The sequence below is a fragment of the Terribium retamae genome (assembly GCF_022347545.1).
Lineage (GTDB): Bacteria > Pseudomonadota > Alphaproteobacteria > Rhizobiales > Rhizobiaceae > Mesorhizobium > Mesorhizobium retamae.
This window is the reverse complement of sequence record NZ_JAKREW010000024.1, coordinates 44,318-68,479: the sequence shown is the minus strand read 5'-3', so window position 1 is coordinate 68,479 and position 24,162 is coordinate 44,318. Positions and strand designations below refer to the sequence as shown.

Annotated in this window: 21 protein-coding genes; 9 read left to right on the top strand and 12 right to left on the bottom strand. The window is 60.3% G+C overall.

The genetic code is table 11. The features are described from left to right. Positions 1–240 precede the first annotated feature (240 nt). Positions 241–507: an SEL1-like repeat protein gene (locus L4923_RS20705; protein WP_239368618.1), complete on the bottom strand. Its 267-nt coding sequence runs from the start codon at positions 505–507 to the stop codon at positions 241–243. A 451-nt stretch (positions 508–958) separates the two neighbouring features. On the opposite strand from L4923_RS20705, the gene L4923_RS20700 reads away from it, so the two are divergent. The 4 genes from L4923_RS20700 to L4923_RS20685 all read left to right on the top strand — a co-directional run bounded on the left by L4923_RS20700 (position 959) and on the right by L4923_RS20685 (position 3,539). Beyond that, a complete protein-coding gene (locus L4923_RS20700; RefSeq protein ID WP_239368616.1) occupies positions 959–1,300 on the top strand; it encodes a DUF2147 domain-containing protein in 342 nt (113 codons plus the stop codon). A 199-nt stretch (positions 1,301–1,499) separates the two neighbouring features. Beyond that, complete coding sequence (locus tag L4923_RS20695; protein WP_239368614.1) at positions 1,500–1,658, top strand: hypothetical protein; 159 nt, start codon at positions 1,500–1,502, stop codon at positions 1,656–1,658. A 23-nt stretch (positions 1,659–1,681) separates the two neighbouring features. After that, positions 1,682–1,876, top strand: coding sequence for a hypothetical protein (locus L4923_RS20690; protein ID WP_239368612.1), 195 nt, complete (start codon positions 1,682–1,684; stop codon positions 1,874–1,876). Between the two features lie 202 nt (positions 1,877–2,078). Beyond that, on the top strand, positions 2,079–3,539 hold the full coding sequence (locus tag L4923_RS20685) for an AMP nucleosidase (RefSeq protein WP_486389244.1): 1,461 nt from the start codon (positions 2,079–2,081) through the stop codon (positions 3,537–3,539). 114 nt (positions 3,540–3,653) lie between these two features. Here L4923_RS20685 and L4923_RS20680 read toward each other — a convergent pair whose 3' ends face one another. The 3 genes from L4923_RS20680 to L4923_RS20670 form a co-directional block, all read right to left on the bottom strand. Further along, on the bottom strand, positions 3,654–4,262 hold the full coding sequence (locus tag L4923_RS20680) for a DUF922 domain-containing Zn-dependent protease (RefSeq protein ID WP_239368608.1): 609 nt from the start codon (positions 4,260–4,262) through the stop codon (positions 3,654–3,656). An 83-nt stretch (positions 4,263–4,345) separates the two neighbouring features. After that, entirely contained in the window at positions 4,346–4,948 is a 603-nt protein-coding gene (locus tag L4923_RS20675) for a DUF922 domain-containing protein (protein ID WP_239368606.1), read from the bottom strand. Positions 4,949–5,108: 160 nt separating this feature from the next. Beyond that, positions 5,109–6,788, bottom strand: coding sequence for an electron transfer flavoprotein-ubiquinone oxidoreductase (locus L4923_RS20670; protein WP_239368604.1), 1,680 nt, complete (start codon positions 6,786–6,788; stop codon positions 5,109–5,111). A 274-nt stretch (positions 6,789–7,062) separates the two neighbouring features. Between L4923_RS20670 and L4923_RS20665 the strand changes: the two genes are divergently transcribed. Together L4923_RS20665 and L4923_RS20660 are read left to right on the top strand one after the other, a co-directional pair. Beyond that, positions 7,063–7,659, top strand: coding sequence for a hypothetical protein (locus L4923_RS20665; RefSeq protein ID WP_425530982.1), 597 nt, complete (start codon positions 7,063–7,065; stop codon positions 7,657–7,659). A gap of 128 nt (positions 7,660–7,787) precedes the next feature. Beyond that, positions 7,788–8,672, top strand: a complete 885-nt coding sequence (locus L4923_RS20660) for a uracil-DNA glycosylase (protein ID WP_239368602.1) — start codon at positions 7,788–7,790, stop codon at positions 8,670–8,672. Positions 8,673–8,730: 58 nt separating this feature from the next. Here L4923_RS20660 and L4923_RS20655 read toward each other — a convergent pair whose 3' ends face one another. Continuing rightward, positions 8,731–9,120 (bottom strand): hypothetical protein, encoded by a 390-nt coding sequence (locus tag L4923_RS20655; RefSeq protein ID WP_239368601.1) that lies wholly within the window; start codon positions 9,118–9,120, stop codon positions 8,731–8,733. A 195-nt stretch (positions 9,121–9,315) separates the two neighbouring features. Between L4923_RS20655 and L4923_RS20650 the strand changes: the two genes are divergently transcribed. Beyond that, complete coding sequence (locus tag L4923_RS20650) at positions 9,316–10,134, top strand: helix-turn-helix domain-containing protein (protein ID WP_239368599.1); 819 nt, start codon at positions 9,316–9,318, stop codon at positions 10,132–10,134. On the opposite strand, the gene L4923_RS20645 is transcribed toward L4923_RS20650, so the two are convergent. Beyond that, the gene (locus L4923_RS20645; protein ID WP_239368597.1) at positions 10,135–11,085 is read right to left on the bottom strand and encodes a DMT family transporter; all 951 of its coding nucleotides are present in this window, start codon (positions 11,083–11,085) and stop codon (positions 10,135–10,137) included. Beyond that, positions 11,082–11,234 carry a hypothetical protein gene (locus tag L4923_RS20640; protein ID WP_239368595.1) on the bottom strand — a complete coding sequence of 51 codons (153 nt, stop codon included), beginning with the start codon at positions 11,232–11,234 and terminating at the stop codon, positions 11,082–11,084. Before L4923_RS20640 ends, L4923_RS20645 begins: the two co-directional genes overlap by 4 nt. Before the next feature lie 157 nt (positions 11,235–11,391). Between L4923_RS20640 and pepN the strand changes: the two genes are divergently transcribed. Together pepN and L4923_RS20630 are read left to right on the top strand one after the other, a co-directional pair. Then, the gene (gene pepN / locus L4923_RS20635) at positions 11,392–14,031 is read left to right on the top strand and encodes an aminopeptidase N (protein WP_239368593.1); all 2,640 of its coding nucleotides are present in this window, start codon (positions 11,392–11,394) and stop codon (positions 14,029–14,031) included. A gap of 231 nt (positions 14,032–14,262) precedes the next feature. Next, positions 14,263–16,581, top strand: coding sequence for a PAS domain-containing sensor histidine kinase (locus tag L4923_RS20630; protein WP_239368591.1), 2,319 nt, complete (start codon positions 14,263–14,265; stop codon positions 16,579–16,581). 44 nt (positions 16,582–16,625) lie between these two features. On the opposite strand, the gene L4923_RS20625 is transcribed toward L4923_RS20630, so the two are convergent. The 5 genes from L4923_RS20625 to L4923_RS20605 form a co-directional block, all read right to left on the bottom strand. Next, positions 16,626–17,081: an EF-hand domain-containing protein gene (locus tag L4923_RS20625; RefSeq protein WP_239368589.1), complete on the bottom strand. Its 456-nt coding sequence runs from the start codon at positions 17,079–17,081 to the stop codon at positions 16,626–16,628. Between the two features lie 62 nt (positions 17,082–17,143). Further along, positions 17,144–20,110, bottom strand: a complete 2,967-nt coding sequence (locus L4923_RS20620) for a bifunctional [glutamine synthetase] adenylyltransferase/[glutamine synthetase]-adenylyl-L-tyrosine phosphorylase (RefSeq protein WP_239368587.1) — start codon at positions 20,108–20,110, stop codon at positions 17,144–17,146. Further along, positions 20,107–21,594, bottom strand: a complete 1,488-nt coding sequence (locus L4923_RS20615; protein ID WP_239368585.1) for a sensor histidine kinase — start codon at positions 21,592–21,594, stop codon at positions 20,107–20,109. Before L4923_RS20615 ends, L4923_RS20620 begins: the two co-directional genes overlap by 4 nt. A 6-nt stretch (positions 21,595–21,600) precedes the next feature. Next, positions 21,601–22,275 carry a response regulator transcription factor gene (locus L4923_RS20610; RefSeq protein ID WP_239368656.1) on the bottom strand — a complete coding sequence of 225 codons (675 nt, stop codon included), beginning with the start codon at positions 22,273–22,275 and terminating at the stop codon, positions 21,601–21,603. A 313-nt stretch (positions 22,276–22,588) separates the two neighbouring features. Next, positions 22,589–24,106, bottom strand: a complete 1,518-nt coding sequence (locus L4923_RS20605; RefSeq protein ID WP_239368583.1) for a Do family serine endopeptidase — start codon at positions 24,104–24,106, stop codon at positions 22,589–22,591. Positions 24,107–24,162 lie beyond the last annotated feature (56 nt).

The window sequence follows — 24,162 nt, the reverse complement described above, 5'->3', positions numbered from 1 at the left end:
GAGAGAAAACGTCCGTCTTCGTCAAGCCTCCATACAGCAATGTATGGATCAAAATTTTTATCGGGACTCCCCCTGAAAGCGAAAACCGCGCCGGTCTTGTCACGACCGGTCGCGGTTTTCTCGCGGCCACCTCCCGAGCTTGGCTTCTTGGAGGCGGCTTCCCTGTTATTCGGCATCCGGCTAGCCGGCTGCCTTCTCGTGCTTCGCCGTTGGAGCGGCGTCACCATCCATCGGACGGAATCAGTGCGTGGTCATCCATTCACGGGCTTCGCGCAGAGCCTGAGCGATCTCGCCCTTGGACATGGCGGACGAAAGCTCCGAACGCCATTCAGCAGCGCGCAGCGAGCCCTTGATGGCCGCGATGTTGAACCACTTGTGGGCGGCAATGACGTCGGTGTCGCAATCGCGGCCGGTAGCATACATCACACCCAGTTCGAAGAGAATGTCGGCCTGGGCGGTGGTGCCCATCGTGCCGAACCCTGCTTCAAGCATCTCGAAACGTGCCATTTGAAATCCCCTTGTCTGACCCTGTTGCTCCTGAAAGCCGCCGTCCGTTTCTTGGTGTGGACGTGCGCTCTTCCGATGCTTCGAAGAATGCCGGGGACGCTTGAATCCGTCGTTAAATGGCTTGCTTAATTTGAGGAAAACAAAGCTAAAACAAGAAGTAAACGTGAGAAACCGTTAAGGATAGAAAGCCCGGGATCACTGGGTTTAAGCTCAAATTCGATGAAAATTGGCGAGTGCCAAGACAAGGTTTCGCTAACCACGGCGACGCTTCCATTTTGGTAAGAAATCAAAAATGCGGTGTCACGCACCCCTCGGCAGCCAGGCAAAAAGCCTCTCTCCTTCCCCTGCGGCACGGCTTTTGTTTTCACGGGGACTGGATTAGCTTCATCGGGCGTGAGGGATGGAGAGAGCTGGACCTGAGCGTCCAGTTCAAGCGCAAGGGAGGAAATCGATGCTTCGCAAAGTGAGCTTGGCACTTGCTGCCACATTGATGATGTCGGGCATGGCGCTCGCCGACCCGATCGAAGGCAACTGGAAGACGGCGTCCGGTGCCACCGCTGCGATTTCAGGCAGCGGCTCATTCTCGATCACGCTGAAGACCGGAAAGCATGCCGGCAAGACGATCGGCTCTTTCAAGGCGAGTGGCGGCGGCAAATACGCCGGTACCATCACCGATCCGGAGACCGACAAGACTTATAATGGCAAGGCGACACTCTCCGGCAGTTCGCTGAAAATGAGCGGGTGCGTTCTGGGTGGCCTGATCTGCAAGAGCCAGACCTGGTCCAAGCTGTAGTCGACCAGGGACCATGAGATAATGACGGGCGTTTCCGCCGAGCGGGAACGCCTTTTTCATGTCTGTCTACCGGGTTCTCCGGACCCCGGCCCTGCACAGCCAAGATTCCGTCAATCATTTTGAACCCTCGATGAACGGCGACCTCAGAAGAGGTTCAGCCGCACCCAGGCATTGTCTCCAGCATTGAAGGAGAGACCAAATGCTTGCGCGCCGCTTCACCATTGTCTGCCTGTTGACGGCGCTGTTTGGCATGGGCTTCGCGATCCTGGTTACCGAAAATGGGCGCCTGGGGCGCGGCTGGGACCAGGCTGGCCTTCGATGCAGCATCGCCTGCTCCGCTTCATCTGTCGCCGATTGACCCGACCAACAAGACGAACCGCCATGACCTCCTTCGCCCAAAACACTCTCTCCGTCCTGAAGCTCCTGCCGCGAGCAACGCTCATCCTGATGCTTCTGGCTGCTCCGGTCCTTGCCGTGCCGACCATGCGCACCGACGCTGGTTCGACCATCGAAGCGCCGGCGCTCAAGAAGAAGGGCTTGGGGCTGGTTCTGCTGGTGAGCCTGCAGCGTGGTTAGAACGGCACGCCTTCATTCTGCCCCAGGAGGTGGATCTTCCTGAAATCGCTGCCGATTTCGGGTCGAGGGTGGGACTTCAGAAAAATCTAAAAAAGCGAATACGGATCCAGCACGAAGGACTGCCTCTCCCAACTGTCATTTTCCATCCCTATAATAGGTCATGGAAAAGCGAATCTACCCCCAAGCCATTGAAACCGTCGTCATGCCGGAGCCTTATGCCCGGCAATCCTTCGACGACGCCGGTAAAGCGGTCGAAGCGTTGCGTGTTCTGTACGAACGCAACACCAAGTTCCTGCGCGATTCCTTTTCGGCACTGGCGGCTGGCGGCGACAATGACAAGCGCTATCGCGCTTTTTATCCCGAGGTGAGTGTCGTCACCAGTTCCTTCACCCAAGTGGACTCACGGCAGGCCTATGGCCACATGCCGACACCAGGCCAGTTCTCAACCACGATCACCCGGCCCGACCTGTTCCAGAATTATCTGACCGAGCAGCTTCGGCTGATCATGCGCAACCATGGCGTTCCGGTGATCGTGTCGGAATCTGAGACGCCGATCCCGGTGCATTTTGCCTTCCTCGAGGGCACCTATGTCGACAGCGCGGCTGCAGAGCGCATCCGCAGGCCCATCCGAGACCTGTTCGATGTGCCGGATCTCGACGGCACCGACGACCAGATCGCCAACGGCACCTTTGAGGTCGCGCTGGGCGACCCGCGGCCGCTCGCTCCGTTCACGGCGCAGCGCATCGACTATTCGCTGCATCGGTTGACGCACTATACGGCAACCAGCCCACAGCACTTCCAGAACTTCGTGCTGTTCACCAACTACCAGTTCTACATCGACGAATTCTGTGCAATGGCGCGCGACCTGATGGCCAAGGGCGGCGAGAGCTACACGGAGTTCGTCGAGCCTGGCAATGTCGTGACGAAGCCCGGCGCCACGTCACCCTCGGAAGGTGTGGCGCCTCTACGCTTGCCGCAAATGCCTGCCTATCATCTGAAACGGGCCGACCACGGTGGCATCACCATGGTCAATATCGGCGTTGGGCCATCCAATGCCAAAACGATCACCGATCATGTCGCGGTGCTGCGTCCGCATGCGTGGCTGATGCTCGGCCACTGCGCTGGCCTGCGCAACACTCAGGCACTGGGCGATTATGTTCTGGCGCATGCTTATGTCCGTGAAGACCACGTGCTGGACGACGACCTGCCTGTGTGGGTCCCGGTACCCGCGCTGGCCGAGGTGCAGGTAGCGCTCGAAGAGGCCGTCGCCGAGGTGACGGGCCTTGCCGGCTACGACCTCAAGCGGGTGATGCGGACCGGCACCGTTGCCACCATCGACAACCGCAACTGGGAACTGCGCGACCAGCGCGGGCCGGTACAGAGACTTTCGCAATCGCGTGCGATTGCGCTGGATATGGAATCCGCAACAATCGCAGCCAACGGCTTCCGTTTCCGCGTGCCTTACGGCACGCTTCTGTGCGTCTCCGACAAACCGCTGCATGGCGAGTTGAAGCTGCCGGGTATGGCGACGGAGTTCTACAAAAGGCAAGTGTCGCAGCATCTCACGATCGGCATCCGCGCCATGCAGAAGCTGGCCGAAATGCCGATGGAACGGTTGCATTCGCGCAAGCTGCGTTCTTTCTCCGAGACCGCGTTCCAATAACAGCCGGCCTCAAGGGCGTGCGGCGTTAGAGCAATTCCACTTTTCTCCGGATCAGGGAAACGTCGTAGCTCTGGTCTGTAGGCAGCTCCGCTGCACACTTTTGCAGGAGTTGCTTTAGTCGCCATTCACCAGTTCGAGGATGAGACGCTGGATTTCACCGCCGGCACCCATTTCGACACGGTCGAAATCGCGACTTTGCTGGCGCTGCGCGATCGAGGCGTCGGAAAGCGGTTTCTGGATTTGCTGACGAATCTTCTGGCAACCGGGGTCGTTGGCAACGGACACACCGATGGTGGTCTGTTCGATCCGCGCCAACATCGCCTTGATGTGGTCGCCATGCACTTTCTCGTGGCGACGAAGGCCTTCGATGAAGATATCCCAGCGCTTCTGCACTGGTGGCGGCAACGCATTGGCAGGTTTAGGCAGCGTGTATGTGATAATGAGCGTCGGAGTCGCTGATTTCAGCGTACAACCGCCGTTTTCCGGCACGTAGTTTCGCCTCCAGGTAAGCTTGAAGAAGGTGTGCGCAATGACGCGGCCACCGTTCCTTCCTGCCTCCGGACCGTTCTGCCCGATCGATGCGTAGAGCTCAGCGCCGGTTGTGCCGGTGATGGCATAGGGTTTTTCCTGTTCGATCGTCTTTGCAGTTGCAGGTGTGGTTGCAACGAGCGCAGTCACGCCTGCCGTCAGCGCCAGCACGTAGAACCCAATTCTTGAAGTCATGCCGTCCCCTGATGCGGTTTGCGCGCACCATAGAGGCCGGAATGCGACGATCAAAGCGGAAATGAAACGCCGAGGCTTTGGCTTCAGTGCTCCTTCACAAGCCTGGCTACCAGGGCTTCCACCCGGCCACCTTGCCGGTGCTCGCGCTGGTCGAAAACGACCTGCTTGGCTTCGTACTGTTTGTAAATCTCATCGACCCGACGTTGAGCTTCACGCTGCGTCTTGATGCAATGCGGGTCGTTGGCGACGGCAAGATCGGCAACCGCGCGTTCAGCAGCGGTTATGCCCTGTCTGGCGATGCGCCCATGCGTCTGCTCGTGCTCTCGTACACCGGAGAGGAAACGTTGCCAACGCTTGCGTAACGCCGGCGACATCGGCGTCGTCACGCGCGGATACATGTAGGTCATGTCCAGCGTGGCGCTGGCAGCCCTGAGATGACAGACATCCGCCTTGGCCTTGAGATCGAAATCCCAGTCAATCGTGTAGGAAGTCTGCGCGATCGCCCGCGTCAGAAAACCGTGCTTGGGGCCGCTCTTGTCCATCGCCTGGATCAGTGCACGACCGTTCTCGCCTTCGATGTCATAGGAGCGGACATGGGTGGTCACCTTCGAACCGGCCATGGCGACGCCAGGCAGCACGCCGACAACCGACAAAACAGCGAGACCGCAGAAGATAGACCGGTGCATGAAACCCTCCCGCCCGCCGACGTTTATCGTCCTTTGATTGCGAGCACGGGATGATAAGCGCTGCGGTGCGGTCGAATTAAGGCGCTAAGGCACCATATGGTGCCTTAGCGTGCCAGAAGAGACTTCTACACATCTTATTATCGATGCGCCGGCGCCGAAATCACATGTTCTGGTAGACCGGTCCCTCGCCGCCCTGCGGCGGCACCCAGTTGATGTTCTGGTTCGGATCCTTGATGTCGCAGGTCTTGCAGTGCACGCAGTTCTGCGCATTGATGACGAAGCGTACATCCTTGGCGGACGGATCGGCGGCAGCGTTGCCTTCGGCATCCACCCACTCATAAACGCCGGCCGGGCAATAGCGCGTAGACGGGCCCGCATAAACGTCATGCTCTGATTTCACCTGCAAAGCGGCATCTTTGACCTGGAGATGAACCGGCTGGTTCTCCTCGTGATTGGTCCCGGACAGGAAGACCGACGACAGACGGTCGAAGGTGAGCACGCCGTCCGGCTTCGGATAGGCAATCTTCTGATATTTAGAGGCCGGCTCCAACGAGGCAGCGTCGCTCTTGCCGTGTTTCAGTGTACCGAAGGGCGAAAAGCCGAACAGTGTATTCAGCCACATGTCGAGGCCCCCGAGGCCGACGCCGGCGAGAGTGCCGAAACGTGACCATAGCGGCTTGACGTTGCGCACCTTCTTCAAGTCCTTGCCGATGTCGCTGCCACGCCAGGCTTCTTCGTAGCTGGCGAGTTCGTCATTAGCGCGACCGGCGGCGATGGCTTCCGCGACATGGTCGGCCGCCAGCATGCCCGAGAGCACGGCGTTATGCGATCCCTTGATGCGCGGCACGTTGACGAGGCCGGCAGCGCATCCCATCAACACACCGCCAGGGAACGACATTTTGGGTACCGACTGCCAGCCGCCCTCAGTAATGGCGCGAGCACCGTAGCCGATACGCTTGGCGCCGGCGAAGGTTGGGGCAATCGCCGGATGCGTTTTGAAGCGCTGGAATTCCTCGAAAGGTGACAAATACGGGTTCTTATAATTCAGATGGACGACGAAGCCGACCGCCACCTGATTGTCTTCCAGATGGTACAGGAAGGAACCACCGCCGGTCTTCATGTCGAGCGGCCAGCCGAAGGAGTGTTGAACGAGACCAAGCTTGTGGTTCTCCGGCTTGACCTGCCACAATTCCTTGAGGCCGATGCCGAACTTGGCCGGCTCGCGACCGGCATCCAGCTGGTATTTGGCAATGAGCTGTTTCGCGAGTGAACCGCGTGCGCCTTCGCCGATCAGCACGTATTTGCCCATAAGCGCCATGCCAGGCGCGAAGTTCGGCCCCTGCGAGCCATCTTTTTCGACACCCATGTCACCGGTGTAGACACCGGTGACCGCGCCCTCCTCGTTGTAGAGAAGACCGGCAGCGGCAAAGCCGGGATAGATCTCGACCCCGAGCGCTTCAGCCTTGCCGGCAAGCCAGCGGCAGACATTACCGAGTGAGACGATGTAGTTGCCGTGATTGTTCATCAGCGGCGGCATGAACACATTTGGCAGCCGGAACGAACCGGCAGGTCCCAACACGAGGAAATGGTCTGCCGTGACTTCGGTCTTGAAAGGATGATCCCCCTCTTCGCGCCAGCCAGGCAGAAGACGGTCGATGCCGATTGGATCGACGACAGCGCCAGACAGAATATGAGCACCGGCTTCGCCACCCTTTTCCAGCACCACGACGGAAAGGTCAGGGTTGACCTGCTTGAGCCGGATTGCCGCGGCGAGCCCCGCCGGTCCGGCGCCGACGATCACCACGTCGAATTCCATGCTCTCGCGTTCGATCTCGCTCATCAGGTCCCTCCGCACTGGCTTGCCGTTCCGGCATATTGCTGGCTCATGCGCTCCATAGCGCATCATTCCGCGACGCGAAACCGGCATGGAACGACGGCAGCGCCTCCGGGATTGCCGAAGCCGCCGTCCATGACAGATTAATTGACGTTCACGTAAACGTCAATTGCAGCATATCGGTGGAAACTGGCGCTTTTCGAGACCCCGGTTATCGGTCATAGTCCTGTTTATGCGCATTCATGGGCCAGCCGGCTTATCAATACCGCGCCTCTGTTCCGTGCTGTGCCTTCTATGGCCCGCGGTCGTCCTCGGCTTTCTCCTCATAGCCTCGCCCGGTCTGGCCCAAAAGAAACAAAAGACTTGGGAAAGCGGAGCTTATTCCTTTTCCGACGAACTCGGCGGCTTCCGCATCACCGGCGTTTCCGGCAAAGGCACCCGCAAGGACCCGATCATCATCGAGGAGGAGTTCACCTCGGCGACGCCGGTGACCCTGACCATACGCACCATCAAGCCCATCCAACCCTTCGACAGCACGGGCGACTATGCCAGCGGCATTATCTACTTGCGCATCAAGCCACTCAACAACAGCGGCCACAGCTGGGTGGAATTCCAGTTCGAATTGCAGGAAGTTCTCGACCAACCGAGCGTGTTCGGTGACGGGCTTTCCTTCGATCAACGCAACAAAAAGCCCGAGAACATCGCATCAACGAATTTCGCCGTCTTCGACCGCAACTTCGAGCCTTATGATCGGCTGCTTTTTACCAGGGGCAAGGTGGATCCGAAGGAAACCGCAGAGTTCGACTTTCTCATCACCGACTACACGCCGCGCTGGACCTTTTATCTGATGCAGGATCCCCGCATTCCGTCGAGCTGATCCCGACCGAAGATCGCGAAGCCGACATCCAGGCGCTTCGACAACAACCCCGCATCGAGCAAAGGCGAAATACCGATCACATTCTGCCCAGGCTTGAAAATTTCACGCCGCCGGAAGATGGTGCGGCCATGAATTTCCCCTCGCCCCAAGATCGACCGGAACTGCGCGAGCTTCTGGCCTTCTATCTGGAAGCCGGCGTCGATGAAGCGCTGACGGAAGAGCCGGTCGACCGCTTCGCTGAAGCGGTGAGAGCCCAAAATGCTGCACATGCAGCATCCACCGCCGAGCAGGTTTCCAAGCCGGACCGTCGCCCTCAGTCCACCAACGCGCAAGGATTCGCGGGCACCGCCACCAGCGATCCTCCCCTCGCCCAGCGCACGCCTGCAACCGCCGCGGTGCCTGACGAAGCACAGGCACAGCTTGCACGACAGCTGGCGGCGCAGGCGTCGACACTGGAAGAGCTACGCGAAGCCATGGCTGGCTTCGACGGCTGCAACCTGAAATTCACCGCCAAGAATCTGGTCTTTGCCGACGGCAATCCGAACGCTGCCCTGATGCTGGTCGGCGAAGCGCCAGGCCGAGACGAGGATCTGGAAGGGCTGCCGTTCGTCGGCCGCTCAGGCCGATTGCTTGATCGTATGCTGGCGGCTATCGGCCTCGACCGGAACTCTGCCTATATCGCCAATGTCATTCCGTGGCGTCCGCCCGGCAACCGTACACCTACTCCGCACGAAACGGAGATCTGCCGGCCCTTCATCGAGCGGCAGATCGAACTTGTCGGCCCGAAGGTGCTGGTCAATCTCGGTGGGCCGTCGGCAAAAACGTTGCTCAATACCACTGAGGGCATCCTGCGATTGCGCGGCAATTGGCGTAGTCACACGACGGGAAATGGGACGACAATTCCGGCGATGCCGACTTTGCACCCTGCCTATCTGCTGCGCACTCCCGCGCATAAGCGCCTAGCCTGGCGCGATTTCGTCGAAGTGAAGATGAAACTGCGCTCGCTTTCATGAGCAGAGTCCGCCCGGACCTCAGTACGGGCGGCTCTTACTTTGGGGGAGTTGCCCCTTCTCAAGCCGTTTGGCGACGCAGCCCGACATATTGCAACTCGGCAAAAAGAGCCACGGCGATGGCTTGGGCACTGACGAAAGCGACACCAAGCAGGTTGGGCGAGATGACGCCAGAAACCAGCAGGCCAAAGCTGGCGAGGACCCACAACGCATTGATTGCTATGATCTCGACCAGCATGATGCGCGACACGGTCTGCCGACGCGACACCGCAAGCACCATCAAGACGAAAGGCACGAGCGCTGCGCCGGCCCAGAACAACAGGCTCCGGGGCATATCCAGCAGCGGGCTGAGCATATGGGCACCACCAGCCAAGATGATCGCGGTAGCGCCGGTCGCCAGCGCGTCGAGCAGCAGCACATTGCGGAGGAACGGGGAAACGGAAATCTGCATGGTCTTTCTCCTGTCTGGCGATGCTGCGGACCGTCCGGCATCTGATGGGCAGAAGATGTCAGGCCCGTCAGCAGCCGGCGATTACGCGACAGGTAATAGAAATGAACTTTCCCGGGTCATAGATTTGCAGCCATCCGACACGCGGCTCCAGCGAGATGCGCGTAGACAACATCTTACCTCGGCAACAGGATCCCCATGGACACTTCCTCGACCTCCGCCGGTTCCCTCATTCGCGAATGGCGTACACGCCGGCGCATGAGCCAACTCGATCTCGCCATGGAAGCTGAAATCTCGCAGCGGCATCTCAGCTTCGTGGAAAGCGGCCGCGCCATGCCCTCGCGCGAGATGGTGCTGAAGCTCTCCGAACAGCTTTCAGTGCCGCTCAGGCAGCGCAATCAGATCCTGCTTGCAGCCGGCTTCGCACCGTCTTTCGGCGAACGGCCTCTAAGCGACCCTGATCTTGCACCGGCAATGGAAGCCGTCAAACTCGTGCTGAAGGGGCACGAGCCATTTCCTGCCCTTGCCGTCGACCGGCATTGGAATCTCGTAGCCGCCAATGAAGCCCTGGCTCCAATGCTCGCAGGCGTCGGCGATCCTTCTCTGTTGCAGGCACCCGTGAATGTATTGCGCCTAAGCCTCCATCCCAGAGGCGTCGCACCCATCATCGCAAACCTCGCCGAATGGCGGTCGCACCTCCTGGAACGGCTGAAACAACAGATCGAGGCCTCGGCCGATCCTGTCCTCGAAGCGCTGGAGGAAGAATTGCGGGCCTATCCGGTCCATTCGAATACAAGGCCGCCGAGAGCGGATCCCAATGCGATCGTCCATCCTCTGCGGCTGCGGCTTGGCGACACGGTGCTTTCGTTCATCAGCACCACCACTGTGTTCGGTACGCCGCTCGACGTCACGCTTTCGGAGCTCGCGATCGAAACCTTCTTCCCCGCGGATGAAGAAACCCGGCAGGTGCTGTCCCGTCTTGCTCTCGAACGAGCCAAGACGGCCGGGCAAGCCTGATCAACCGGGCGGCTGCGAAGCTTTCCGCGCGGCAGCACGCTCGAGGCCCAGTTGCCGTTCGCGCCAGATGATGAAAAGTCCGGCTGCTACCACGATTGCCCCACCCACCAGCATGTGCAGTGTCGGCACATCGCCAAAGGCGAGATAACCGACCGCAATGCTGAGGAGCATCGAGGTGTATTCGAACGGAGCCACCACCGAGGCCTCGGCATGGCGATAGGCCGAGGTCATCAAAATCTGGCCCAACCCGCCGCAGAAACCCGCAAGTATAAGAAGCACAACCTGTCTGGTCGCCAGCGCCTGCCAGCCGAACGGGATGGTCAGCAGGGCCAGGATGCTCGCAGTCAGCGAGAACCACAGAACGATGGTCGCTGTGCGCTCGCTGTGCACGAGGCTTCGCACCAGAAGCATAGCAACCGCCGAGATCGCCGCCGCGATGAAAGCAGCGATCACACCGAGAACCTCCTGGTCTCCGAGCGCGGCGCCGGAACGCAGCAAGGTGAGGGTCGGCCACGAAATGATGACAACGCCGATCAAGCCGACGATGACTGCACCCCAGCGGTAGACCCGGATGGTCTCCCCCAGGAAAATGGCGCTGAACACCACTACCAGAAGAGGCTGTGCATAGTTAAGCGTAATCGCCTCAGGGAGAGGCAAGCGGGTCAGAGCGAAGAAGCCGAACCCCATGGCACAGACGCCAACCACACCACGCGCAATGTGGTTGAGCGGCCGCTTGGTGGAAAAGGCGGTGCCCAATTCACGCCGAAAACCGAGGAAGATCAGGATCGGAAAAATGGCAAAGAAGGAACGATAGAAGACGATCTGGCCAGCCGGCAATTCACCGGCGGCCTTGATCAAGGACGACATTGCCACGAACACGGACACCGACAGGATCTTCAGCGTGATGCCGACCAGTGTGTGGGGTTGAACGGAAGATGTATTTGAGGTCACGGCATGATGGCGTCCTGCATCGCCGGTATGTCGAGATGCTTGTCGTCCCTGTGGTGGACATCGTTGGTATAACGGCTTTGTCCGACAGCATCGGCCTCGACGTGGCGGACTGAAGTGTCCGTCGCAGATTTGGGCGTGACGACAGTCACGGCAACCTCGCAGGGGATCGGAGAAGGCTGGGAAAGGCCTTGAGAGAAGCGTGGCAACAGTTTTGTCGACGGTGCGTTTCGTGTAAAGAGCCGCAACCCCATTTATCTTGTCCCAGCGGACGCCGGCTACGCCGAAATCATCGGGAAAAATCGACGCATGCGCACAGATACCGGCCAGGTCTTCAAGCTCGAAGACTATCGTCCCAGTGATTATCTGATCCCAAAGACCGAGCTGACTTTCTCGCTTTCCAAGGAAGCCACCCGGGTAACCACTGTCCTTACCATCGAGCGCCGGAAAGGCGTGGATGCCGGAACCGCGCTGGCCCTGGATGGCGATGAACTGAAGCTTGTCGGTGTTTCGATCGACGGCAAGGCGCTCGGGGCAGCCGACTATAGTGCTACACCGGACCAACTAACCGTCTTCGCGCCGCCGCAGTCCTTCCAGCTCACCATCGAAACGGAAGTTGATCCGTCGACCAACAGCACATTGATGGGCCTCTATCGCTCAAGCAATGTGTACTGCACACAATGCGAGGCCGAGGGGTTTCGCCGTATCACCTATTTCCTGGACCGACCCGACATTCTGTCCGTCTACACCGTGCGCATCGAAGCGGATCGCACCGAGGCGCCCCTGTTGCTTTCCAACGGCAATCCGGTCCAGCATGGTAACCTCGGCGAGGGACGGCATTTCGCCGTCTGGCACGACCCGTTCCCGAAACCGAGCTATTTGTTCGCACTCGTTGCCGGCAGTCTCGGCAAGGTGGCAGACGAATTCACCACCCTTTCCGGACGCAAGGTCGAGCTCGGTATCTATGTCGAGCACGGCAAGGAAGCACTTGCCGGCTACGCCATGGACGCCCTCAAACGTTCCATGAAATGGGACGAAGAAAAATTTGGCCGCGAGTATGACCTCGACGTCTTCAATATCGTTGCCGTGTCCGATTTCAACATGGGCGCAATGGAGAACAAGGGCCTCAATATCTTCAACGACAAATATGTGCTGGCTGACGAGCAGACAGCGACCGACGCCGACTTTGCCAATATCGAGGCGATCATCGCGCACGAGTATTTCCACAATTGGACAGGAAACAGAATCACTTGCCGCGACTGGTTTCAGCTCTGCCTGAAGGAGGGATTGACCGTCTACCGCGACCATGAGTTCTCGGCGGACCAGCGCTCTCGCCCCGTCAAGCGCATCGCCGAAGTGCGCACATTGCGTGCCCACCAGTTTCCGGAAGACCAGGGTCCGCTGGCACATCCGGTACGGCCGCGCCGCTACCGCGAGATCAACAATTTCTACACCGCCACGGTCTACGAAAAGGGTTCGGAAGTCGTGCGCATGATCCGCACTATCCTTGGGACCGAGGTCTTCCGCGCAGGCATGGATCTCTATTTCGAGCGCCATGACGGCGAGGCCGCCACCATCGACGATTTCCTCAAGGTGTTCGAGGACGTATCCGGTCGCGATCTTTCCCAGTTTGCGTTGTGGTATCATCAAGCCGGCACCCCGAATGTTACCGTCAGTTCCAGCTATGATCAGAGCGCACGCGCATTCACGCTCGAGATTGAGCAATCGCTGGCTCCAACGCCCTCGGAAAGCCGCAAGCGGCTGATGCACATACCGCTCGCCTTCGGCCTCGTCGGCGCAGATGGGAAGGATTTGCCCTACGACGGCGTCGAAGGCGCAACGGTCGAGAACAGTGTCATCCACCTGCGCAAACGGCATCAGTCGGTGCGCTTCACCGGCATCGCCGAGCGGCCCGTGCTTTCGCTCAATCGCGGCTTCTCCGCACCGATAACGCTTTCGCTGGAGCAGAAGCCTGAGGACTTGATCTTTCTGGCCGGCAACGACCGCGATGCCTTCTCACGCTGGCAGGCCTTCAACACATTGCTCACCGATGCCCTGATCTCGGGTTTCCGCAATATCCTTGGTGGAAAGCAGCCAGAGTTCGGCGAGCACCTTCAGGGGCTGGCCGGGCGCATCGCTGCAGACACATCGCTGGAGCCGGCCTTCCGCGCTCTGGCGCTGACCTTGCCCGGCGAATCCGATATCGCGCGCGACATCGGCAAGGGGATCGATCCGGATGCCATCCTGGCAGCGCGCCATGCCTGCGCCAGCACGATAGCCGCAGCCAACGAACAGGGCTTCAGATATCTCTACGAAGAGTTGCGCGACAGCGAGCCATTCCAGCCCGACGCGGACGGCGCAGGCCGCCGGGCGTTGCGGAACGTACTTCTCGACTATCTCGCACTGCTGCCGGGCGGTGCCGATCTCGCCGCGAGCCACTTCGACAATGCCACCAATATGACGGACAGAGCGGCTGCTCTCACTGTTCTCGCTCAGCGTCACAGTGATTCCGCCCAAGCCGATAAAGCCTTGAAACATTTCGAGAAACAGTATTCCACCGATGCACTGGTGATGGACAAGTGGTTCATCATCCAGGCTGGTGTGCCGGGGCCGCGCGCGCTCGAGACGGTGCGCGCGTTGACCGAACATCCGGCCTTTTCGATCGGCAATCCGAACCGCGTGCGTGCACTGATCGGAACCTTTGCCGGCGCCAACCAGACGGGGTTCCATCGCGCTGACGGCGAGAGCTACCGCTTCTTTGCCGACATTGTCCTGAAGGTCGAAAAGCGCAATCCACAGGTCGCCGCCCGGCTTGCCACTGCGATGCGGTCCTGGCGCTCGCTGGAGCCCGTGCGGCAAGACAAAGCCCGCGATGCCTTGGTGTCCATCCTCAAGCAGGAAAAGCTGTCGGCGGACTTGAAGGACATCGTCGAGCGCACACTGGCCTGAATATCTGAATGAAGCTTCTACCTTCCGCGTTAACAGACCGGCGCGGCTGATACCGACGCGATTTTCCGGGCAGCCTGCGCGGCCGCGCGGGAATATCGATCGATTTACTGATTCTTCAATCTTTTTTCTCCCCACCCACTGGACAAGGCGAATCACCTTTGATTCTTTAATGACGATTCGGAAGTACGGTGTTGCCGGGTCATCATCGGGGAAAATTCGGGGAGCCATTAAATGGCCAAGGCGGACGCGTTGCGCGCGCCCGGACGGGTAGCTTTTGAGTGGCGCAGCAGACCGCGCCGCGGCAGTGCCTTGATCGGCAATGCCCGGCTGATCGCTGGCCCCGCCTACGGCAAGCTGTTGGCTGCGGAGCCGGTACTGCGCCGGTTGATTCCTTCCTTGATCATCCTTTTCCTCATCGTCGTGGCCTGCCTTCGCTTCCTCTCGATGATGAGCTGGCATGACGATATCGAACGCAATGCCAAGACGATCCTTACCCTCTCGGCAGGCGAGCTTGCCAAGGCCGGCGCTGCGGCTCCTGCCGCCGATGCGCAGGAACTGCTGGAAGACGCCGTGCGTCAGGGATCACTCAGCGCAGAGCATGTGCTGGCGGTAACCGACAGGGATTTCAAGGTACTGGCCGTGTCGCCCAAGTCGACACGGTGGCAGGGCCGCGCTCTGGACAGCATCGTTTCCGGCGGGCAGCCGCTGTTCCTGTTCGGCGAACGCGCTGGCGTGCTCGAAGTCCATATCGGCGAAACGGCCTGGTATGCAGCGGTCGATGTCAGACCCGACGGCAAGGGCGCCGCTGCGGTTCTCATTCCACAGGAAGCCGTCTTTGCAGAGTGGCGTAAGGCCGTCTCCCTCAACGTCACCCTCTTCGTGCTTACCGCCGGCGTTCTGCTAATCGTGCTGTACGCATATTTCTGCCAGGTAACACGCGCCAAAAGCGCCGACCGTATCCTCGGCGACTCCCTGCAGCGCATCGACATGGCGCTGGTCAGGGGGCGCTGCGGTCTCTGGGACTGGGACATGGTGCGCGGCAAGATGTATTGGTCGCGCTCGATGTACGACATGCTGGGCTACGAACCTTGCGAGACGATGTTGTCCTTCGGCGAGGTAGACGAGATCATCCATCCTGAAGACGGCAATCTGTTCGAGCTGGCAGAGCGCATCGTGGCGCGCGAGATCGACCAGATCGACCAGGTCTTCCGCATGCGCCATGCCGATGGTCAGTGGGTGTGGATGCGCGCGCGAGCCCAGGTGATGGATCCTGATGCGCCTGAAATCCAGCTCATCGGCATCGCCGTCGACGTCACTGAACAACGGCATCTGGCTTTGCGCTCCGAAGCGGCTGACTTGAGGCTGCGCACCGCCATCGAGAACATCAACGAATCCTTCGTGCTGTGGGATGCCCATGAGCGCCTGGTGATGTGCAATTCAAAGTTCCAGCACGACAATGGCCTGTCCGACCGCAGCGTCATGCCAGGAACAGCGCGCGCCGAGATCGAAGAACGCATGCTGGCCTTCGCATCCGAACGGCGGCTGGCCAACACCAACGGCCCGCATGGCGGCATCACGATCGAGCGCCAGCTCGGCGACGGCCGCTGGCTTCAGGTGAACGAGCTGAAGACCCGCGATGGCGGCACCGTCTCGGTCGGTTCCGACATCACCCAGATCAAGCAGCACCAGGACAAGCTGATGGACAGCGAGCGGCGCCTGATGGCGACGATTCACGACCTCAGCCTCGCTCGCCGCGCCGAAGAAGAGCGCACCCGCGAACTGGTTGAACTGAACCGCAAATATATCCGCGAAAAGGACCGCGCCGAAGCCGCCAACCAGGCAAAGTCGGAGTTCCTGGCAAACATGTCGCACGAGTTGCGCACACCCCTGAACGCGATCATCGGCTTTTCGGAATTGATGGAACAAGCGCTATTCGGGCCACTGGGTTCGGAGCGCTATGAAGAATATGCCACCGACATCAATTCATCGGGGAAATATCTGCTCGGCGTCATCAACGACATTCTCGACATGTCGAAGATCGAGGCCGGCCAGTTCTCGATCGAGCGGGAGCAGATCGACCTCGGGCCGCTGATCTCGGAAACTGTGCGGGTGGTCTCGCTTCAGGCGGCGCAGAAGGCCATCACCGTGGAAACGCGCATCGCCGACAGTCTGTCGCTGGTTGCGGACCGCCGCGCCATCAAGCAGATCGTCATCAACCTGCTTTCCAACGCCGTGAAATTCACCGGCCAGGGCGGGCATATCGTTGTGAAGGCTCGCAACGCATCAGGTGCGCTGACGCTCACCATAGAGGATAATGGCTGCGGCATTCCCAAGACGGCACTCGGAAAACTCGGTCGTCCATTCGAACAGGTGCAGAACCAGTTCTCAAAGAACCACACCGGCTCCGGCCTTGGGCTCGCCATCTCACGTTCGCTGGCCGAACTGCACGGCGGCGCGCTGAAGATCCGCTCCACGGAGGGGTCCGGCACAATCGTGTCGGTGCGTATTCCCGTTCGCAAATTGCCACAACCTGTAAAGGCCGCGGCTTGAAGACTGTCCGGCGGCAAAACCGCCGGACCCGTCTTCAGTGAAGATTATTCGACCTCGCTCTGGCGATGGTGACGGTCCCCACGCTTCGGCAGTTCGTTCTTCCCGATCTTGCCGTCATTGTTCTTGTCTAACAGTGCAAACATCTTCTTCTGGTGCGCGGTGACGTCCTCCTGGGTCAGCACGCCCTCGCCCTTGCTGTCGTAGCGCTCGATCATACGCTTTGCCATGCGCTCGAAGCGCGCCTTTTCCAGCGCCGCGGCAAGCTGTTCGACAGTGACCTTGCCGCCATTGTCGGCGAGAATTTTCTTCAGTTGCGGATTCATGGCCTCCGAGAACTGATCGAAGTTGATACCGCCGTCGGAATCCCTGACTGCCTTCTGCAGACGCCAGCGCGACCCATCGCGCATATCACCGCCCTTGTCCTGCTCGGCATAGGCTGCGGTTCCAACCAGGCTTGCGAGGGTCACAAATGTAAAAGCAAGTTTTGTCGACTTTTTCATCGGTTTCTCCTGTTGCATCGTCACCCCCGATGCTCTGGAAAACGCCCCGAGGTGTCAGTTCCTCACGAGCGTTTCCCACGCAGCAAAAGGTCGAAATTCTCTCTCACCTTTTGCGACGTCTCTTTGAGGTGCGCTTCCAGCACCTTGAAGTCCGGCAGATCGGTCGCCGCCAGAAGCAGGTCTACCAAACCTGGCGGCACGTCATCGCGTTCAAATGTGCTCGTCAGGCACAACCTGATCATCTGGCTGACCGCTAAATAAAGCGAATATGCGTCGTGCAGTTCCTGCTTGATATCCGGCTCGGCAAATTCGGGGTCGAGCCGCGCTAAAGTCTGGATGGTACCAGGCGTGCGCATATCGCCTTCGAGCTGGCCGGTAATGGTCGCGACCTGGGCTATGAATTCCAGGTCGATCAAGCCTCCGGGAACTAGCTTGATGTCCCACAGATCGTGCGGCGGCTTTTCCTGCTCAATCAGCTTGCGCATTTCGACGGCCTCAGCTGCCACTTTCGCGCGGTCGCGCGGTTGAGCGAGGATTGAAGTCACCTCAGCATCGATTTCAGCGCAAAGTGCCTCGTCGCCGGCAATCGCCCTCGCCCGTGTCAGAGCCATCTGCTCCCAGGTCCAGGCTTCCTGCCTCTGATATTTGCGGAAGGCGTCGACATGCGTCGCCACCGGCCCCTTGTTGCCCGAAGGACGCAGCCGCAAGTCCAGTTCGTACAGCACGCCCTCGGCTGTTGGTGCCGAAACGGCAGCGATCAGGCGCTGCGTGAGGCGTGCAAAATAGTGCGACGGCGCCAGCGGTTTTTCGCCGTCGGATTCTTCAGCCTGCTCATCATGGTCGTAGAGAAGGATCAAGTCGACATCGGAGCCGGCAGTCAGCTCTCGGCTACCGAGCTTGCCCATGCCCAGGAGCGTCACCCTGCCGCCGGGCACGCGGCCGTGGCGCTGTGCGAACTCGTCCATCACGGCCTGCAAGGCGGCGCCGATGGTAAGGTCGGCCAGATCGGAGAACGCCCGGCCGGCACGCATCGAATCGATGGAGCCGGCAAGGAGACGTACGCCAATGAGAAACTTTTGTTCAGCCGCGAAGATGCGCAGCCGGTCGAGCACGTCCTCGTAGGGACGATCACCATCGATAAAGGCGGCAAGTCGTCCCGAAAGGTAGGCGCGGTTGGGCAACTCGGTCAGCAAGGCCGGATCGAGCAAGCCGTCGAACACATGTGGGCGGCGCGTAATGATCGCCGCCAGCCGGGGCGCCGCGCCCATGATCGTCGCCATCAGGCGCAGCAGACCGGGATTGGATTGCAGCAGCGAAAACAGCTGGATGCCAGCCGGCAAACCAGAGAGGAATTCGTCGAAGCGCATCAAGGCCTCGTCGGCGCGGCGCGTCTTGCCGAACGCTTCCAGCAAGGCTGGCGTAAGTTCGGTGAGGCGTTCGCGCGCCTCTGCCGACCGTGTCACGCGATAGCGGCCGAAATGCCAGGTGCGGATGACACGACAGATATCGCTCGGGCGCTGGAACCCCATCTGGTGCAGGGTTTGCAGTGTGTCGGGATCGTCGACATCGCCAGTGAAGACCAGGTTGCCGACACCGGCCGACAGTTCGGGTGCCGCTTCGAACAAGGCAGCATAGTGCCCCTCTACCTGCTGCAAAGCTGCACGGAAAGCAGCAGCGAAGCTATCGGCGTCCTTGTAGCCCAGCATGTGGGCGATTCGTTCCAGCCCCTCGTCATCTTCCGGCAACATGTGGGTCTGCTCATCCGCCACCATCTGGATGGCGTGCTCGACACGGCGCAGGAACCAGTATTGATTGGCAAGCACGTCGCGCGCTTCGGTCGTGATCCAGCCGCGCGCCGCAAGTTCCCCCAGCATCGGCACCGTCTCGCGTCCACGCAGCTCGGGAAACCGGCCTCCGGCGATCAGCTGCTGGGTCTGCACGAAGAACTCGATCTCGCGGATGCCGCCGCGGCCGAGCTTGACATTGTGGCCTTTTACGGCGACCTCGCCGTGGCCCTTGTGGGCATGGATCTGGCGCTTGATCGAATGGACGTCGGCGATCGCCGCATAGTCCATGTATTTGCGCCAGACATAGGGCTGGAGTTCCTTCAGGAAAGCCTTCCCGGCGGCGATGTCGCCGGCCACGGGTCGGGCCTTGATCATCGCTGCCCGCTCCCAGTTCTGGCCTCGCCCCTCGTAGTAGGTCAGCGCCGCTTCGATCGGGATCGCAAGCGGTGTCGAGCCGGGATCCGGTCTCAGCCTGAGATCGGTACGGAAGACGTAACCGTGTTCGGTACGATCCTGCAGAATGCGAACCAGCCTGCGGGTCAATCGCGAGAACATCTCGGTGCCATCCAGCGGATCGATCACCGCCGGCGCTTCGGGATCGAAGAAAACGACAAGGTCGATGTCGGAGGAAAAGTTCAGTTCATGGGCGCCGAGCTTGCCCATACCAAGCAGAACCCAGCCGGATTTCAGCGTGGGGTTTTCGGGATCGGCCAGCTTCAACTTGCCCTGTGCATGGGCGTCGCGCAGCAGGAAATCGACCGCCGCGCGAATAGAGGCGTCGGCAAGGTCCGACAGACGTCGCACGGTCAGCGCAGTCTCCGCGACACCGCTCAGATCATCCAGTGCGATCAGGAAATGTGCCTCCGCTTTCAAGCGGCGCAATTCCATCATCAGGTTCTGTTCGGAGGCATTTTCGGCGCGTGCCGCGGCCGCCATCGCCTTGTTGACTGTCTCGAGCCGCTGTTCAACCGTTTCGTCGAGCAAGGCGTCGAGTATCTGCGGCCTGCGCCTGGCAAGGTCACGCAGGAAGGGAGAAAGATCGAAGACCGCGGCAAGAAAATCCTGTGCCGGGCCCTTGCCGGACAGGAACTTTGCCAAACGCGGCAATTCATCTTCCTTGGCTGCGGCAACGATATCGGCGAGTTTATCGCGGGCATGCCCGGCATCGAGGGGTACGAGCCTGGTTTTCGGTTCGAGTCGCCAGTTCAGCTTGTCCCGGGCTGCCGCTGCACTTGCCGTCATCCGTTTCTCCCCTGCGCCGCTTCCCGTTCCGGAAAGCTCATGACGACACATAGTCCGGGATCGGCGGGTTGCAGATCAAGGGTACCCTTGTGGAATTTCATGATTGCCTTGGCGAGGCTGAGCCCGAGCCCCGATCCCGGCTGCGAACGGCTCTTTTCCAGCCGGACGAAACGCTCGGTGACACGTGCGCGATCGGCGTCATCCGGAATACCCTGGCCATTGTCGGCAACAACGAGATTGATCTTGCCTGCAATGTGCTCGAGCGAAACCTTCACCGCCGGTTTGACTGTCGCATCGGTGGAATATTTGATGGCATTGTCGACGATGTTCGAAAGCGCCTGCCCGATCAGTTCGCGATTGCCTTCGATCAGATATGGGCCGGTGACGTTGGCCTCCAGAGTCACGCCGGCTTCTTCCGCAACCGGCTCATAAAGTTCAACGACATCGCGCACGGTCGCTGCGAGATCGACCTGAGTCGTATTCTCGGACGAATATCCGGCCTCCAGCCGCGAAATCATCAGGATGGCGTTGAAAGTTTTGATGAGTTGGTCGGACTCAGCGATCGTACCTTCCAGCGCAGCTTTGTAGTCGGCCGCGCTGTGCTTGCCCGACAACACAGCCTCGGCGCGGTTGCGCAGCCTCGTCAGCGGCGTCTTGAGATCGTGTGCGATGTTGTCGGAAACTTGTTTCAGGCCTTCGTTCAAGGTGGCGATGCGCGCAAGCATTGCATTGAGATTCTCCGAAAGGCGGTCGAATTCGTCGCCTGCGCCGGTCACCGGAAGCCGACCGGTGAGGTCGCCACCCATGATGCGGCGACTGGCTTCCGACACGTTGTCTATGCGCTTCAACGCGGTGCGACCGACCAGGAACCAGATCAGCAACGCACCTAGGCCCATCATGCCCAGTGTCAAGGTGAGTGCCCGGCGCACAACGCTGCGGAACCGCTCTGGCTCGCCGAGATCGCGACCGACCAGCAGGATCATCTGGTTGGGCAGCCGCACCACGAGCGCTATGGCGTCGTGTCCTTTGTTGCGCCGAATCTGAGGCGATGCCTGCCCGGATGTTTTTCCGGCGTCATTCGCGCCTTGAGCCTGTTCGCCACCAGTGCTCTCGCCGTAACGCTCATAGGAGAACGGGATTTCGGTCCAGCCCTCCCGCGCGATCACCCCAGGCTCGATGCTCTGGACGTTGCCGGCCAGAACCTCACCGTTCGGATCAGCAATCATGTAGAGATTCGCGCCGGGCGCACGCGACCGCCGCTCCATGGTGCGCACGAGGAATGGCAGACCGCCACGCTGATAGGAGCGTGCGAGATCCGCCACCTCTTCGTTGATGGTTTCCTGGGTCTGCGCCGTCAGCATACGCGCCGACAGCGAGGTCATGTAGAAGACCAGGAGGACGGCACAGATCGCGAACAGCAGAAGATACAGCGCGGAGAGGCGCGCCGCCGTCGTCTTCATGATGGCTGGCACGGTAAGAGCCATTGGCGCTTAGCCGCTCTTCAGCATATAGCCGGCGCCGCGGATGGTATGCAGGATCGGCTTTTCGAAGCCCTTCTCGATCTTGCCCCGCAGTCGCGACACGTGCACGTCGATGACGTTGGTCTGCGGATCGAAGTGATAATCCCAGACATTCTCAAGCAGCATGGTACGCGTCACCACCTGGCCGGCATGGCGCATCAGATATTCAAGCAGGCGAAATTCCCGGGGCTGCAAGACGATCTCTTTGCCCGCACGCTTAACCGAGTGGGAAAGCCGGTCGAGTTCGAGATCACCACTCCTGTAGACGGTCTCGCTCTCCTTCACGCCGGCGCGACGGTTCAGCACCTCGACGCGCGCCAGCAGTTCGGAGAAGGCATAAGGCTTGGTCAGATAGTCGTCCCCACCCGCACGCAGACCGGTGACGCGGTCATCCACCTCACCAAGCGCGGAAAGGATGAGCACCGGCGTTGTATTGCCCCGCGACCGCAGCGCCGCGATCACCGAAAGGCCGTCGCGGCGTGGCAGCATGCGATCGACCACCATCACGTCATAGTCGCCGCTGTCGGCCAGCGCAAAGCCAGTCTCTCCGTCGCCGGCGACATGGGCGGTATGCCCCGCCTCCGTGAAGGCCTTTTCCAGATAGTCGGCGGCTTCCCGATCGTCTTCGATGACCAGAATCTTCATGGAGCCGTTATACGCAATTTCCGAAGCCGTTGCGGCAGACATCTCTGGACATCCTGTGATTTTGCGGCAGCGGGACAAGAGCCCCGCTGCCGCTGAGGTCGGACACTACTCACTGACACGCCGACCATGCTTCCTTCGCGGTGATCCGGGGGTGCGACACCACCGCTCTGGAGGCTGAGTTTCCGGATATGGGCCAGCCCGGTGGACGGCTCACATCCGAAGGACACCGGAAGGCAAAGGCAAACCGGCTTGCTCGGGTCCGTGCCCCCACGGACCGGGCATTCCCGGCAATATCCTTGCCTGCGGCGATCGATCAGCCCTTCGCGACCGGCAGCGTCACGAAGCGGTTGGTGTCTTCGCGGCTGATCTGCACCAGCACCTGCTTGCGGCCAGACTTCTGGGCTTCCTTCATCGCTGCGGAGATGTCGGAGGCGCCAGCCACTTCCTGGGCATTGACTGCAGTGATGACATCGCCCGGCTGAATGCCACGATCCGCGGCATCGCTATCGGGATCGACGTCGGTCACGACCACGCCCTTGCCGTCTTCGGACTTGGTGACGGTCAGGCCAAGGTCAGCCAGCGAGTTGGTGCCCGACGGTTCCGACGGCTTGCCGGCCGACGCCATCTTGTCGCCATTCGGCAATTTGCCAAGGTCGACCTTGATCGTCTCAGCCTTGCCGCCACGCCAGACAGTCACATCCACCGACTTGCCGGGCTGGTAGGCGCCGATCAGGCGAGCCAGTTCCTTGGTGGTTGCGACATCCTTGCCGTCAACCTGGGTAATGACATCGCCAGCGACGATACCCGCTTTCTTGGCGGGGCTGTCGTCCTGAGCACCGGAAACCAGTGCGCCCTTTTCAGTCTTCAGACCGAGCGACTCCGCGATATCGGCGGTTACCGGCTGGATTTCGACCCCAAGCCAGCCGCGCTCGACCGTGCCGCCCTTCATCAGCACTTCCACGACCTGCTTGGCGGTGGACGCCGGAATGTCGAAGGCGATGCCGACGCTGCCGCCCGAAGGCGAGAAGATAGCGGTGTTGATACCGACCACCTGGCCACTCTGGTTGAAGGTCGGGCCACCTGAGTTGCCGCGATTCACCGGAGCATCGATCTGGATGAAATCGTCGTACGGGCCGGCACCGATGTCGCGGCCGCGGGCGGAGACGATGCCGGATGTGACGGTACCCCCAAGGCCGAACGGATTGCCGACGGCGACCACCCAGTCACCAACGCGAACTTTGGAGTCGTCCGCGAACTCGACATAGGTGAATTTCTGGTCCTTTGCGTCGACCTTGAGCACTGCAAGGTCGGTGCGCTGATCGGTACCGACCAGCTTGGCGTCGAATTCCTTGCCATCGGTCGTGACGATGGTGAAGGCCGAGCCACCGTCGACCACGTGATTGTTGGTGACGATGTAACCGTCCTCGGAAATGAAGAAGCCGGACCCCTGCGCTACCGGACGCGGCTGGCGGTTCGGGTTTTCACGATGCTGGAAGCGCTGGCCGTTGGGACCACCACGGAACTCCTTGAAGAAGCGCTTGAGCTGCGGATTATCCTGGAAGAAGTCGGGAGCGTCGAACGGAAGGCCACCTTCGTCGGAAGCCGGCTGAACCTTGGCCTTCACCTGAACCGAAACAACGGCCGGCGAAACCTTCTCGACGAGATCGGCGAAGCCCGGCACCTGCGGGGCCTGGACGCTGACGGCCTCCGCCATGACGGGAGCCGTGCCGGTGGTGAGCGCACCGACGCCGATAGCGCCAGCGATGGCCAGTGAAGCGGCGGCGGCGGCCAGACGCGAACGAGTGCGGGAGGAAGTTGGGGTAGCAGTCATCGATCCGTTATCCTCTAGAAATGGATGCTCAAGCGGCATCCTTCGGGACAACAGAT